Genomic DNA, 13608 nt, shown 5'->3' on the forward strand with positions numbered 1-13608 from the left:
TTGCGAACAAATGTCGGCCGGCGAGGGCTCGGCTAGAGCCGACGTTCCGACATGATGGCCCAATGGATTTCATGAACAGCCACTTCGTGCCCTCGATTCAACCAGAATCCCCCCCAACGAGTGATTGCCGATAGCATTACGATTAGCGAGCAGAGTGCTCTCAAGTCTTCCCTGCACGGTTGGTCCGTCGAACTGTGGTCTTCGTCACAGTCTTTCCACTTGCTTGCTTTTTTATCTTTCTCTTTCTCGCCTCTGCGAGAAATTTTGCAGATTCCGGAATGTGTAGAAGACTTACAGTGAACCCATAATTCTGGAGTGTCTTCCCACATATTCTCAAATTAACTTTGCTGAAAAATGGAAGATCAAGTTTTGCTCCCAATGGACCATCAATAATCGCGAACACCACCTCATAACGACTACCGACCGGCTTTATGGGTAACTTCGCAAAATTCTGCTTAACGAGCTGCTTGTTAACCTCAGCAACGAAACCTGGCTCACTAACCAATAGAGTCGACGACACGAGTCCTTGTGCGAAGAGGTGACTCAACGTCGCCGAACTTCGCCCTCGCTTAACATGAATAAGCCTATTTTTTCCCGCGCGCGTCGAATCGACAGCATACAGATCACATACTTCAATTTTGCTAGATTTTCCACCAAATGAAATCAGTTTACGATCAAGCATTGCATACTTGCGCGGGAGATTAGCCGCAACAGCTTCGTTGTATTCCCCCTCGCCATCATGCTCGTACTCTACAAAGGGCTTTCCAAAAGAGCATCTTGCAAGATCGGCGAAATATTTCTCCACTTTATTTTTGAATGAAGACTCAACGCGATACCAATTTCCCGCATTCAAAACATAAAGCGCTTTATTGTAGTTTATCTCAGCATATAAACACTTGTAAGTAGAATAAACCTTGGGCGGCAGACCCGACGCCAACACCATATGAATGCCGCGGTGTCGCAACGTATCCAAAGTGGCGTCCGAGCGCAGCGAATTCTTAAGATCTCGAATATCGAGAGCAGAATGGATCGACGACTCCAATTCCGCGCGCGTGTAACAAAACCCCGTGACCTCCTCCCAGTTAATAATTTCCGGAATGGCAAGCCACATAGTCGAAAAATCATCACCCTCAAATGATTTCCATAGTATTTTATCAAGCTCGTCAATAATATCCGACCTATCAACCGCCTCCAAATTATCTACCCACGCAAATGCGCCAGCCTGTCCGTTATCGGTCTTTCGGTAATCTCCAGCCAAGGATCTTTTAAGTGCAACCTCAAGAACTTTCCTCAGCTGCGGAAGATCTATACCAACACTTGTTTTAAGGGAATCCATTCCAGCCAAAACTTCCCCGAGATCTTCCTTGTAATTATCCAGTGTAAATCCAACAAGCCCACGCAATAAATCTTGCTGCTCATTAATCCCATATTCGGCAACAGAAGTTGCGCGTAACGCTTGCGTTCTACTGATTCGCGGCGTAGCCTCGAATGTCTGACGATCAATCGATGCAATTTTATCCGGTGATATACTGTTAAGCGCAACTCGAATTCCAAAGCGCGTTTCAATGCACTTCGCATCCAACATATACCGACCGTGCCCAAATGCAATTGCAAACTGACGATCCTTGACGGTCGTCACGAGAAGAGCAGATACGCTCTTATTTTTCAGCCCATCCAATCCGGCAGATCGATTTATTTGAGGAGCAATGAAGCCGATCCACTCCGGCGTTGACTCAGTTAATGGCCTTCTTACATATAACCTTCCAAATTTACCATTGGCCCCAAGCGAGTATTCATCCGTATCAATTTGCGTCGGCCTTCCGTCTCGATCCAGCGGTTTTGCAAGAAATTCGCGTTTAGACCAAAATTTCTTGGAGACGCCTCCCTCAGGCTTCTTGAGTAAAAAAATATTCAACGATATTTTTTTGTGTTTCTTTTCTTCGTCTCTCGTAGCCAATTTTTGCCCCCAAGCATCGATTATTTTTCAGATTCCAAAACCACGCAACACACCGATTGCACTTACTCCAACGCAGAGTGAATTTCTTACCGCCGTGCCGTAACAGTCTGCACTTGAAGAATATGCAAGAGGCACGTGAGATACGAATGCATCAAACATGTTGCAGCTTATACTATTCGTAGATTTTCGACGACCTGAGCGTTCATGTCGAATGGCCGTAGCTCACCGAATCAAGTCATGAAACACACCGAGACATCACCGTCGCCTGATGCAAAGAGCCGCGCATCAAAAAACATCGATAATCGCATCTAGTAGATTCCTCATCCGGCTGACCGACATCGAGAAACTGTTCCTATTGAACAACCCAATTCACTATCGCCTGCACTTCCGACCCAAGGCGCTGATAGCCTTTCTGCACTGGCAAATGCTTCGCGAAACATTCCTGCCGCTTCTCCTCGGCCACCCGCCCCGCCCCACAAGCAGCAATCCCCGGAATCGTCACATCCCTCCAAAGGATATAAACCCGCTCCCCCTGCCTAACCGACACCGCCAACGTATTCGGCCCTTCCGGCACCCCATCCTGGCTTTCCCCAAGCAGCAACGCCTTCACCACCGCATCACCCGGCTTCCGCTTCACCGGCAACTCGGCAAACCGAAACGCCGCAGCGTCATCGCTGAACACATCCGTATAAAGCGTCTCGTTATCGAAGATAACGGCAACATCATCGGTAGGCTTAAGCCCCGCATCCGCCGTCTTCGCCCAAGCTTTCAAAAGTGGAACCGTCGTCACAACAAGCTTCACCTTCCCGTCATCCGACTTGAAGAACAGTCCATCCGGACCCGGCATCATCCCGTCATCGGCGACAACGCTTTGCACGGTACTCCCCGCCTTCCCGGAAAACCCTTTCGCGTTCACCGTCCCAACAAGCTTCACCAGCCGCGCATTCACCTCAGCCGCATATTTCTTATCCAGATCCGCCCGATCCTCCATCCTGGCCGCACTAACTTCCGCAGCAACCTTCTTCCGATAAGCAAGATAAGAATCCGTCGGCGACGCAATCACCTTCGCCCCCACCGCAGCAATCACCGCGACGAGCACCACCGCCCCCACCCCAACCTTCAATCTGGAAATGCGTTTCATTTTTATTAACGTCCCCAAAACCCGACCCGAATGCAAAACGGCTGCCGTGACCCCACGGCAGCCGTCCCTCAGAAACGCATCATTCTAAAACGCCAAACAGACTTTATTCATCCACCTTGAACGCCGACACCAGTTTGGTCAATTCCGCCGCCTGCTGTTTCAAACTCGCCGCCGCCGCTGCGCTTTCTTCGACCAAAGCCGCATTCTGCTGGGTCATCTGATCCAGCGACTGCACCGCGTCCCCAATCTGATCGATCCCGGCACTCTGCTCCAGACTAGCCTCGGCAATCTCGCTCATCATCGCGCTGACGCCTTGAACCTGCGAGACAACGTCACTCATCACCTTCCCCGCCTCGCTGACCAACCGCGACCCGGTATTCACCGTCCCCGCGCTATGCTCGATCAGCGCCTTGATCTCCTTCGCCGCCTGCGCGCTACGCTGCGCCAGATTCCGCACTTCCGAAGCCACCACCGCAAACCCGCGCCCCTGCTCCCCCGCCCGCGCCGCCTCCACCGCCGCATTCAGCGCAAGAATATTCGTCTGAAACGAGATGCTGTCGATCATCACGATGATCTCGGAGATCCGCTGCGACGCGTTGCTGATCTGCTCCATCGTGCTCACGACCTCGCCCACCACCTGCCCGCCGCGAGCCGCCGTATCCGACGCGCCGTTGATCATCTTCGCGGCGGTCGTCGCCGTCTCGGTGTTGTTCCGCACCACGGCCGTGATCTCTTCCATCGACGAAGCCGTGCGCTCCAGGTTGCTCGACTGCCCTTCGGTGCGCTCGCTGAGATCGGCATTCCCTGACGCGATCTGCGCGGAGCCGGTCGCGATCGACGCGGACGCCGCGCGAATCCGGTGAACCAGCGTCGACAGCGACGACACGAACCGGTTGAACGCATCCGACAACTGCCCGATCTCGTCCTGGCTCTCGACCGTCATGCGGCGCGTCAGGTCGCCCTGGCCGCTGGCGATCTCCGACAGCAGCGTCGCCGCACGCCGGATCGGCGCGGCAATCGCGCGCCCGACGAGCCAGATCACGAGCAGCGCGACACCAAGGCCCACCACCGCCGCGACCAGCGCCGCGCTGCGGATCGCGCGCGTCACCGGCCCGAGCAGTTCCGCCTCCGGCACCTCGACGACGACATACGCATTCAGCTCCGGAATGAACGACGTCGCGATGAAGCGCGCGCCGCCGTCACCGTTGTAGCTGAGAGTCGCATACGGCTTGCCGGCGAGCAGCGTCGACGACGCATCGCCCGGCAGGCCCGGCTGGTCCTTCATGAAATGCTTGCCGTCGATCAGCGACGTATCGCGATGCATCATGATCGCGCCGTCGGGACGCACGAGATACGCGAACCCGGTCTCGCCGATCCGATAAGCGGCAATGCCCTTCGCGAGCGCATCGACGGACAGGCTCATGCAGGCCGCGCCGATCGGCACGCCGTCGATCTCGACACGGCTGTTGATGAACATCATGTAGCCGCCGAGCGTCACCTCGCGATCCATGTTCACGTCGAACGTCTTGCCGGACGACAGGAAGCTGGTCAGCCACTGATCCTTGTCGGTGACCTTCCGCTGCAGGCCGGCTTCGTTGTAGTAGTTGCCGCTCTTCACGGACACCCACTGCACGGACGCCGCCTTCTGCTCGTCCTTCACGTTCTTCGCGAGCTGGATCCAGTTGCGCGTGCCGGCATCGGGTTCGCCGTCGGCTTCCCACTGCAGCAGGAACGCATCGCGTGCGAGAATGCGCGACGCGGCGATCGGCCCGGCCATCTGCCGCTGCACGTCGGCGCGAATGCCGTTCACTGCCGTCGGCAACTCTTCGCGCACGACGCGGTCGCGCACCGCGTTGCCGATCAGACGGATGCTGAGTCCGCTCGAAATCGCGACGAACACGAGCAGGCAACTCGTCATGCTGAGAATCAGCTTGTTCTGTATGGAAAGCTTGCGCCAGAAATGCATGGGGAACCCTCGATAACCGCTCGGTCTGAGCCAGTTTGGGATATCGGCATGCACGCGCGGAAGCGCATCGCTGATTTCAGATATCGATCATGCGAGATTCGTTATGTCGTTGACAGGCGGGCATATGCGGCCGCCTATACGCGCAGGATCAGTGCAAATCAGTACGCAACGAAGATCGTCACGCGCCGATTCCGCGCCCGCGCGGCCGCATCGTCACCGGTCACGAGCGGCTGCGTATCGGCTCGCCCGATCGCCGCAAGCCGATGTGGCGCCACGCCGCGTTCGGTCAGGTAGCGCACGACGCTCCCCGCCCGCGCCGACGAAAGCTCCCAGTTCGATTCGTATTTCGCGTTCGCGATCGGCACGCTGTCCGTGTGTCCTTCGACGAGGATGTCGCCCGTCGCATGCGCGCTCAGTGCCTGCGCGATCTGGTTCAGCACGGGCGACGCATCGGGCAGCAAGCGCGCATCGCCGACATTGAACAGGATCTTCGCGTCGATGCCGATCTCGACACCGTGCGGCGCTTTCACCAGCGATATCCGCCCGTTCGTTTTCAACGAATCGAGCAACGCGAGCCAGGCCGGCGCGCGTTCGGGCACGGCACTACTCGCAGCACCACCGGCGTGCCGCGCAAGCGTCTGATATCGCGCGTCGAGCGCGTTGTATTTCGCGAGCTGGAGCACATACAGCGCGAGAAACAGCACCATCAGCGTCGTGATGAGATCCGCGTACGATATCAGCCAGCGCCCGGACTGCGCGCCGTCGAGTTCGTCGTCGTCGCGATCGGCGGCGGTCGCACCATCAGTTCGGGCTGTCATGCCGAAGATCCCTGTTCGTCGTACCGCATACGCAGCCCATCACGCGAGCGATTCCGCCGCGCGCCCGCGCACGTCGCCGGTCAGGCGCGTTTCGATCGTATGCGGCGACTCCTTGCGCGAAATCGCCAGCAAGCCGTCGAGATACAGCTTGCGGAACCGCAGCTCGCTATCGATCTGCGCGCGCAGCTTGCCGTAGAGCGGCAGAAACACGAGGTTCGCGAACGCTAGCCCGTACAGCGTCGCGACGAACGCGACCGCAATGCCCGGCCCGAGCTGCGCGGGTTCGAGAATATGGCTCGTCACCTGCACGAGCCCGAGCACCGAGCCGAGAATGCCGAACGTCGGCGCATATCCGCCGGCCTGCTGCCACACGCGCACGGCGGCCAGGCGGCTGCGCTCGTACGCGTCGAGCTCGCGCTGCAGTGCATCCTCGAGCACGGCGGTCGACACACCATTGGCCAGCAACTCGAGCCCGCGGCGCGCAAACGGATGAATGCCGCTGACGTCCATCGATTCGAACGCGAGCAACCCGTCGAGCTTTGCGCGGTCACCCCATTCGAGCAGGTCGGACAGGTTCTTGCGATCGACCTCGCGCGCACGCACGAACGCGAGCCGCAACTGCTTCACCGCGTCGAAGAAGCGCGCCCAGGTGTTCTGGATCATCACCGCGCCGAGCGTGCCGCCGAGCACGATGACGAGCGCTTCGAACTGGAACAGCATCGAGAAATGCCCGCCTTCCAGCGAAAAGCCGAACACGATCGCCGCGCCGCCGAGCAGCACACCGGCCAAGGTCAACAGATCCATACGCGCCTCCGTGTCATGCATCCGATGCCGATGCGACGGACGCGATGCCCGTCGCAGGTGCCTTGGCCGCACGAACGGCATCCAGCACGCGTTGCTCGATGTCCTCGATCTCGATCGGGTCAAGCTTGAGTTCGCGGCGCATCACCCACGACACCTCGTTGCGCCGTGCCTCGGTCATCACGGAAAACAGCTTGTCGGCCACCGCGCGATCGTCGAGGTTCGCGATCAGTTTCGCGAGATCGTACGTATCGAACCCGCTGATCACGTCGAACAACGTGCGCTGGTCGACCCACACGAGATCCTCCAGCGCCTGCACGTCGCCGCCGCGGCGCGCGCGCCTCGAGAAGTACGCGACGCCTTTTTGCTCGACGTAGCTGAGCACCTTCGATTTGCGGAACGCGAACACTTCTTCGGCAATCTCGCCGTTCGACAGCTTGTTGAGCAACAGCGTCTTCTCGACGCCGATCAGCGATTCGAGATCGGCCAGTTCGATGAGTTCGAGTTCGCTGTTGATCGACACGTCGAGATCGTGATCGGCAACCTGCTGCGCGCGGTCGATCACGCGCGCGGCATCGAACGTGACGACCTGGCGCGCATCCGATGAAGCCGCATAGTCGGATGCACCGCCGGCCAGGTCCGCCTGCGCGGATTCGATCGTGACGAGGTTGAGCTTCTCCATGCGTCGCAGCATCGCAAGCACGTGCGGCCGCGAATGGCCGGCAATCGCTCGGCACTTGCGGATCACTTCCGCGAGCGGCACCGAGGTCTCGGCCGCATGGGCCTGCATCGGCCGGCGTGCCCACGAATCGCCGGATTCGCGCGCATCGGCGCCCGCCATCAGCGCGAGCACATGCGCATACGACAGCACGCCCGGCATGAAGTCCGCATGCGTATAGGTCGCGAGCTGGTCGTCCTTGCGCTTCACGCGCCGGATCATGGTCCGCACGATATGGCGCAGCAGCGCCGACACGCGCTCGATTTCATCGTCGAGGATGCCGGCCGGCACGACCGTGAGCTGACAGAATGAAAGCGCCTTGGCGGTATGCGCACGCGGCTCGGCGGCGAGCAAGGCCGATTCCCCGAAGAACTCGCCACGGCCGAGCGTCGCGACGATGACACGCTTGTCTTCGCATCGCGTGGACAGCTCGACCTTACCGTCGGTGATCAGAAAGATCACGGGCTCACCCGCGAAACCCTCGGCGTAAATGATTTCTCCTGGCGCCGCCGTACGCGTCCACGATTGCTGACGATTCAAGTCGATTCCCCTGCTGCGCTGACTTTTTTGTCCGGCTGCGCCGCGCTTCATGCGCGATCATCGCCGTTCCCCGTGCTCCCGTTTACGACACGAGCCGGGGGGTTCTTTAACGTCATCGCATGGGCTCCGGACACGTCATCGGCAGCGAAACGTTTGCGCAGCGGATACGACGCGACGCATCAGGGAAAACGACAAACCGCCGCATGTCCGGCGGATCGCCCACGCCCGCAGCGATCCTTACTCCCAGCCTTCAACGCACACGAACGCGCGCGGCTCACTCGTGCACGCCCCATGACACGAGCACCGCATGGATGTTGCGCGCGTACTCGTCCCGCAAGCGCGGCGTTTCCGAGTGATACGCACCGATCGCCTGCCAGGTGTTCCCGTAACGGACCATCTTGCGCTTCAGCATCCACGCGGCGACGTAGATGTTCACGCACGCATCCTTCAACGCGCCCGGCGGCACACCGTAGCGGCGCAACTCGCCGAAGTGCACCGAGTTGATCTGGGTCTGGCCGACATCGATGCTGCCATCCGCGTTGCGATGCACGGCGGCGGGATTGCCCTTCGATTCGTACCAGGCGATCGCGCGCAGGATCTGCGGGTTGACGCCCTGGTAGCCGGCTGCCCGCTCGAAGCAGGCGCTGCCGGGTACGGCGTCGTCCGCACGCACCGGCGCAATGGACAGCGCGGTCAGCAACATCGCGAACCACAGCCGTGGCGCGCAACTTGCCCGCATCGAGACCATCCGCGCCCGGGTCGTCACGTAGCCGCCGCTTCGATCCTGCCGCTTCATTGCGTCATCGCCAGCGCAGCTGTGCCGGCCCCCGTCGTACGCCGCTCGTGCACGCTTTTCGCGAGCGCGTCGTCGAGCTTCTTGTCCTCGGCGGCGAGCGCCGCACGTGACTCGTCGGTCACGACGAGTCGCACCTGAAATTCCGGCACCTTCTTCACGGGCAGCGCGTGGCGCTGCTTCTTCGTGTGACGCCCGCCCGCCGGCGCGGGTGCCTGCGCTTCGTCGTCACCGCCCGCCCCCGGCGGCAGCGACGCGTACGGCGGCAGCGGCGGAAACACCTGGTTGGATGCGGCAGGGGCAAACGGCGCACCGTCTCCGGGTGGTGCCGCAAACGCGGTGCCGCACACGAGCATGGCCGCACAGATCGACAGTCGTCGCATCGTGATATCTCCTGTCACTGGGTCTGGGTCGGTGCGACTTGCACGCTGTACGGCCGGCAACTCCCGGCCGCGACGTTCTCGACGCGCACCGACGTGCCACGCGGCGTCGCAATGCCGCGCCGGAGCGACTGGTTCAGGTAGCCGAAATCCTGCGGCAGCGCGGCCACGCGTATCGTCATCGGCTGCGTCTGCTTCGACGCCAGCGCGCCGACCTTCGCCAGCAATGCGGTCAGTTGGGGATCGCGTGCGCCAAGCGCATCGGCAGGTATGACGAAATCGACGAGCGGCGTCGACGCAGTGGGCGCGTCGTTGTGCGCATTCGCGTCCTGACGTCCGGATTGAAGTTGGGCGCAGCCGGCCGACATGACCAACGCAGCGGCACTGACAAGCATGAAGAACGGTTTCACGTGATTCTCTCGCGGGCACTGGATCTGCGTTATCGGCAACGCGTCCGCGATGTTTACCCCGGTCGCGCGCGAAGCCCGCCGCACGAGACTTCACGACGCGCGTCGATTCCTCCGATTTAAGCGCCCCATGATCAGACGCCATTCGTCCGATCGTTGAACGCGTCGCGCGTTTCCAAGCGTGCGCCGCACGTGATCCGGCGCGTCAGAACTCCATGTCGAGTTCGTCGATGTCTTCCTGCTCGGCCTTCGCTGCATCGATCCACTCGGCGACGAACGGATGCGCCAGCACGCGCATGCAGTATTCGGCGATCTCCGGTTCGAGCTTCACGTCGTAGGTCAGGAAGCGCGTGACGACCGGCGCATACATCGCATCGGCAATGCCGATCTCCGCGCCGAACAACCAGGGCCCGCCATACGCGGCCAGGCACTCGTGCCAGATCGTCACGATCCGCTGGATGTCGTGCTGTGCGCGCGACCAGATCCGGAAGCCGGGGAAATGCGCGCGCAGGTTCATCGGCAGCGCGGAGCGCAACGCGCTGAACCCGGAATGCATCTCGCCGCAGATCGACCGGCAATGCGCGCGCGCATGCCGGTCGTCAGGCAGCAGCCGCGCCTGCGGCCGAATTTCGTTCAGGTATTCGGCGATCGCGAGCGTGTCCCACACCGCATTGCCGTCGTGTGTCAGGCACGGCACGAGAATCGACGGCGACAGCAGCAGCAATTCCGCGCGCGACGCGGCGTCGATCGGCACGCTGACCGTGTCGAATGCAAGCCCGCTCAGCTTCGCGAGCAGCCAGCCGCGCATCGACCACGACGAGTAATTGCGGCTGCTGATGGTCAGCGTCGTCTGTCCGGTGGATTCCATGTCGCTCCTCTGCTGAATGCCGTTCGTACCCCTGCACCGATAACGGACGCCGCGTGACGTCACCCGCACCACACCTGTGCGGCAGATTCGCCGAACTGGCGCAGCGCCGCACGATGTCGCGGCACGCATCGCGCGCCGGACCGGTACGGCAATGCATCGCCCCCGGCCAGCCGTCGTCGCGCGCCACCTGCGCCACAGCGTTCCCGTACCGCGTGCAACGCGCGTGCCAGCCGCGTGCTGGCACACGGCTTGCCTCGTTCAATGCAACGCGGCGCAACGAGCGAAGGTCATGAATCTGCTTGCCTATCCGTTTTACCAATGGTCTGCAGAATGCCTGCGCCCGGCGCGTGCATGGGCCGCCACCACACGCGCGACGATGTCGCTGTGGCCGCCCGCCACGTCGACCCCGACGGGCCGCATGCTCGACGCGCTGTGCGAACTGCTCGAATGCTGCGCGTTCTCGCATCGGCGGCCGCCGTTCGGCATCACGTCGATCGTCGTCGACGGCGAAACGGTGCCGATCGTCGAGGAAGCCGCGGCGGTCACGCCATTCGCCACGCTGCTGCATTTCCGCAAGGCGCACCCGGTCGCACGTCAACCGCGCGTGCTGATCGTCGCGCCGATGTCCGGGCATTTCGCGACGCTGCTGCGCGGCACGGTGCACACGATGCTCGCCGACCATGACGTGTACATCACCGACTGGCACAACCCGCGCGACATTCCGCTGACGGCCGGACGCTTCGGCTTCGACGAATACGTCGTGCACGTGATCGATTTCATCCGCCATATCGGCCCGGACGCGCATGTGCTCGCGATCTGCCAGCCGACCGTCGCCGCGCTCGCGGCGGTCGCGCTGATGGCGGCCGGCGGCGATCCGGCGCAGCCCGCGAGCCTGACGCTGATGGCAGGCCCGATCGACTGCCGCGTGAATCCGACGAAGGTCAACGCGCTCGCCACGAGCCAGCCGATCGAATGGTTCGCGCAGAACCTGATCAGCGTCGTGCCGGCGGGCTTCATCGGGGCGCAGCGGTGCGTGTATCCGGGTTTCGTGCAGGTGGGCGCGTTCATGTCGATGAACCCCGACCGTCATGCGGCATCGTTTGCCGACCTGTATTACGAGCGCGCGAAAGGCGACCCCGCGAAGGCCGACACGCTGCGGCACTTCTACGACGAATACTTCGCGACGGCCGACCTCACCGCGGAGTTCTATCTGGAAACGGTCGAGAAGGTTTTCCAGCAATACGCGCTCGCGCGCGGCGAGTTGACGGTCGGCGACACGCTCGTCGAACCGGCGGCGATTCACCGCACCGCGCTATTGACGATCGAAGGCGAGAAGGACGATATCTGCGCGGTCGGCCAGACGGTGGCCGCGCAGGAACTGTGTTCGGGGTTGCCGCCGTATCTGAAGACCCACCACGTGCAGACGGGCGCGGGCCACTACGGTGTGTTCAACGGCAGTCGCTGGGAAACGCAGATCTATCCGATCGTGCGCGCGACGATCCACGACAACGAACCGTACGATCGCACGGCGGATGCGGACGGCAACGCGAACGGCACGCACTACGTCACGCTGCGTGCGCTGCTCGATGCGCGCGCAACCGGGCCCGACGCGGCGGCCGACACACGACCGCATCACGCCCACTGAACCGGTGCAGCGGCGCAAAAAAATCGCCCCGCCGTGATGGCGGGGCGAGATAAACGACAGCCTTCAGGCGACGCGCGAAGGCATGACCTCGCGCGTCCGGCCCGTGTTACGAGCAGGCCTTGCCGTGCGATGCGTGGTAGCCCTTCGCCTTCGCATCCGCTTCCGACATGTAGCTGCCGTGCTTCGTCTTGCCGTAGTACTTGTCGGTCGAGCAGTGGTAGACCTTCGTGCTGTCGTTGGCCCACACCTTGCCCGGGCCGCCGCCCGGCGCCGCAGCTGCGGTCGTCGCGGGCGCGCTCTTCGCGGGCGCGGCACCCGAAGCAGCGGCTGCGGAAGCCGCCGTCGCCGGGGCCATCGCGGCCGGCGCGCTGGCGGCAGCAGCAGCCGACGCGCCGTACCAGGCCTTCACGCCCTTGTGGCCGGCACATGCGCCCTTCTTCGACGCGCCCGAGTAGAACGAACCGTCCTTGCACAGACCGGTCGTGCCAGCCGGCGCGCTCGCCGGAACCTGTGCGAACGCACCGAGCGACATACCCATGCCTGCGACCAGCGCGGCGATCAACATCGTCTTTTTCATAGTCCTCTCCTGATTTGCCTGAATGGTGAAAGCGTCCCGGGCGTACCCGAGGGATATCCCGGTTACCGCACCCAGCGGCACACGCGATGGTGGTGGTGATCGTAATGGCACACGCGGTGCGAATGGGCTTCGGCAAGCGTCGGCACGAGGACGACGCAGGCAACGGCCGTCGCGGTCAGGATCTTCGCGATGCGGGTCATGACATTCTCCTGGGTAGGGCAGCCGGTGATCCGGCTGGTACCTCCTTAACGCCGGTCGTCGACAGGCCGTGCACGCACTTGCGCCGAATTGACGATCTTTGACAGCGCGTAACAAATTGTCACGCGAAGCTGACAAAAACGCCCCGCCTGCTTTCGAAGCTTTCACGACTGAAACCCTTCGGAATTCGAATGAAGCTCTCGTGCGCTGAAGTCGGTCGTTGTTACCGGAGCCGGCAGCGTGCGCGGCGACAAGACCCAAGAAAAAACCGCCCGAAGGCGGTTTGTCGCGAGCATGCGCATGACGCGCAGACAGAATCAACCGGCGGCTACGCCCCCGTCTCTCCCCACGGCGTCGGCGCGGGCACCTCGCACGGCCCGTCGACGTCGATCGACTTGAAATCGGCCGGCCCAACGATCTCCAGATACTCCATGTCCGGCGAGTAATCGAACAGGTAGTGAACGATCCCCGGCGCCTGATGCACGCAGTCGCCGGCGGACACCAGCGTTTCCTGCTCGCCGTACATGAAGCGCGCCCAGCCCTTCAGCATGATCACGATATGGAACTCGGCCTCGTGACGGTGCCAGCCGGTGCCCGCCGCCGGTGCATGATTCGCCCTGACGAGCTGCGCGACGACCTTGCCGTTCGTCGCGGCCGCAATGCCGAGATCTCGGTACAGGAAGAAGTCGCGCAGGCCCTCGCCTTGATACGCGGTGTCCTGCGGCTTCACATGGGAAAAATGGGTGGTCGTCGGCGTGCTCATCGCGATGCTCCTTCATCGACAGGATCACGCGTGACA

Annotated in this window: 14 protein-coding genes; 1 reads left to right on the forward strand and 13 read right to left on the reverse strand. The window is 61.6% G+C overall.

The genetic code is table 11. The annotated features are described in order from the left end of the window. Positions 1–160 precede the first annotated feature (160 nt). The 10 genes from H3H55_RS28295 to H3H55_RS28340 form a co-directional block, all read right to left on the reverse strand. On the reverse strand, positions 161–1957 hold the full coding sequence (locus H3H55_RS28295; RefSeq protein WP_193101098.1) for a DUF6119 family protein: 1797 nt from the start codon (positions 1955–1957) through the stop codon (positions 161–163). A gap of 352 nt (positions 1958–2309) precedes the next feature. After that, positions 2310–3098, reverse strand: a complete 789-nt coding sequence (locus tag H3H55_RS28300; protein ID WP_193101099.1) for a hypothetical protein — start codon at positions 3096–3098, stop codon at positions 2310–2312. Positions 3099–3201: 103 nt separating this feature from the next. Beyond that, positions 3202–5064, reverse strand: coding sequence for a methyl-accepting chemotaxis protein (locus tag H3H55_RS28305; protein ID WP_193101100.1), 1863 nt, complete (start codon positions 5062–5064; stop codon positions 3202–3204). 158 nt (positions 5065–5222) lie between these two features. Further along, positions 5223–5882, reverse strand: a complete 660-nt coding sequence (locus H3H55_RS28310) for a flagellar motor protein MotB (protein ID WP_193101101.1) — start codon at positions 5880–5882, stop codon at positions 5223–5225. Between the two features lie 39 nt (positions 5883–5921). Next, the gene (locus tag H3H55_RS28315; protein WP_048250109.1) at positions 5922–6686 is read right to left on the reverse strand and encodes a flagellar motor protein; all 765 of its coding nucleotides are present in this window, start codon (positions 6684–6686) and stop codon (positions 5922–5924) included. A gap of 13 nt (positions 6687–6699) precedes the next feature. Further along, a complete protein-coding gene (locus H3H55_RS28320; RefSeq protein ID WP_193101102.1) occupies positions 6700–7941 on the reverse strand; it encodes a Crp/Fnr family transcriptional regulator in 1242 nt (413 codons plus the stop codon). A gap of 274 nt (positions 7942–8215) precedes the next feature. Next, positions 8216–8680, reverse strand: a complete 465-nt coding sequence (locus H3H55_RS28325) for a lytic transglycosylase domain-containing protein (RefSeq protein ID WP_193102198.1) — start codon at positions 8678–8680, stop codon at positions 8216–8218. 53 nt (positions 8681–8733) lie between these two features. Then, positions 8734–9117, reverse strand: a complete 384-nt coding sequence (locus H3H55_RS28330) for a hypothetical protein (RefSeq protein WP_193101103.1) — start codon at positions 9115–9117, stop codon at positions 8734–8736. A gap of 14 nt (positions 9118–9131) precedes the next feature. Continuing rightward, positions 9132–9509 carry a hypothetical protein gene (locus H3H55_RS28335; protein ID WP_193102200.1) on the reverse strand — a complete coding sequence of 126 codons (378 nt, stop codon included), beginning with the start codon at positions 9507–9509 and terminating at the stop codon, positions 9132–9134. A gap of 217 nt (positions 9510–9726) precedes the next feature. Beyond that, on the reverse strand, positions 9727–10389 hold the full coding sequence (locus tag H3H55_RS28340) for a glutathione S-transferase family protein (RefSeq protein ID WP_048250105.1): 663 nt from the start codon (positions 10387–10389) through the stop codon (positions 9727–9729). A 289-nt stretch (positions 10390–10678) separates the two neighbouring features. Between H3H55_RS28340 and H3H55_RS28345 the strand changes: the two genes are divergently transcribed. Beyond that, positions 10679–12034, forward strand: a complete 1356-nt coding sequence (locus H3H55_RS28345; RefSeq protein ID WP_193101104.1) for a polyhydroxyalkanoate depolymerase — start codon at positions 10679–10681, stop codon at positions 12032–12034. Between the two features lie 106 nt (positions 12035–12140). On the opposite strand, the gene H3H55_RS28350 is transcribed toward H3H55_RS28345, so the two are convergent. The 3 genes from H3H55_RS28350 to H3H55_RS28360 all read right to left on the reverse strand — a co-directional run bounded on the left by H3H55_RS28350 (position 12141) and on the right by H3H55_RS28360 (position 13572). After that, the gene (locus H3H55_RS28350) at positions 12141–12611 is read right to left on the reverse strand and encodes a hypothetical protein (RefSeq protein ID WP_193101105.1); all 471 of its coding nucleotides are present in this window, start codon (positions 12609–12611) and stop codon (positions 12141–12143) included. Positions 12612–12673: 62 nt separating this feature from the next. After that, positions 12674–12811, reverse strand: a complete 138-nt coding sequence (locus tag H3H55_RS28355; RefSeq protein WP_164992092.1) for an HHHH-motif protein — start codon at positions 12809–12811, stop codon at positions 12674–12676. Between the two features lie 326 nt (positions 12812–13137). After that, positions 13138–13572 (reverse strand): cupin domain-containing protein, encoded by a 435-nt coding sequence (locus H3H55_RS28360; RefSeq protein ID WP_129516758.1) that lies wholly within the window; start codon positions 13570–13572, stop codon positions 13138–13140. Positions 13573–13608: the final 36 nt, after the last annotated feature.

The sequence above is a fragment of the Burkholderia sp. Z1 genome (assembly GCF_014893795.1).
GTDB lineage: Bacteria > Pseudomonadota > Gammaproteobacteria > Burkholderiales > Burkholderiaceae > Burkholderia > Burkholderia theae.

Bases quoted from the DNA above. Each gene is read 5' to 3' on its own strand.
- H3H55_RS28305 (WP_193101100.1), bottom strand. From the start codon at position 5,064: ATGCATTTCTGGCGCAAGCTTTCCATACAGAACAAGCTGATTCTCAGC.
- H3H55_RS28300 (WP_193101099.1), bottom strand. From the start codon at position 3,098: ATGAAACGCATTTCCAGATTGAAGGTTGGGGTGGGGGCGGTGGTGCTC.
- H3H55_RS28340 (WP_048250105.1), bottom strand. From the start codon at position 10,389: ATGGAATCCACCGGACAGACGACGCTGACCATCAGCAGCCGCAATTAC.
- H3H55_RS28355 (WP_164992092.1), bottom strand. From the start codon at position 12,811: ATGACCCGCATCGCGAAGATCCTGACCGCGACGGCCGTTGCCTGCGTC.
- H3H55_RS28335 (WP_193102200.1), bottom strand. From the start codon at position 9,509: ATGCTTGTCAGTGCCGCTGCGTTGGTCATGTCGGCCGGCTGCGCCCAA.
- H3H55_RS28350 (WP_193101105.1), bottom strand. From the start codon at position 12,611: ATGAAAAAGACGATGTTGATCGCCGCGCTGGTCGCAGGCATGGGTATG.
- H3H55_RS28360 (WP_129516758.1), bottom strand. From the start codon at position 13,572: ATGAGCACGCCGACGACCACCCATTTTTCCCATGTGAAGCCGCAGGAC.
- H3H55_RS28315 (WP_048250109.1), bottom strand. From the start codon at position 6,686: ATGGATCTGTTGACCTTGGCCGGTGTGCTGCTCGGCGGCGCGGCGATC.
- H3H55_RS28310 (WP_193101101.1), bottom strand. From the start codon at position 5,882: ATGACAGCCCGAACTGATGGTGCGACCGCCGCCGATCGCGACGACGAC.
- H3H55_RS28330 (WP_193101103.1), bottom strand. From the start codon at position 9,117: ATGCGACGACTGTCGATCTGTGCGGCCATGCTCGTGTGCGGCACCGCG.
- H3H55_RS28325 (WP_193102198.1), bottom strand. From the start codon at position 8,680: ATGCGGGCAAGTTGCGCGCCACGGCTGTGGTTCGCGATGTTGCTGACC.
- H3H55_RS28345 (WP_193101104.1), top strand. From the start codon at position 10,679: ATGAATCTGCTTGCCTATCCGTTTTACCAATGGTCTGCAGAATGCCTG.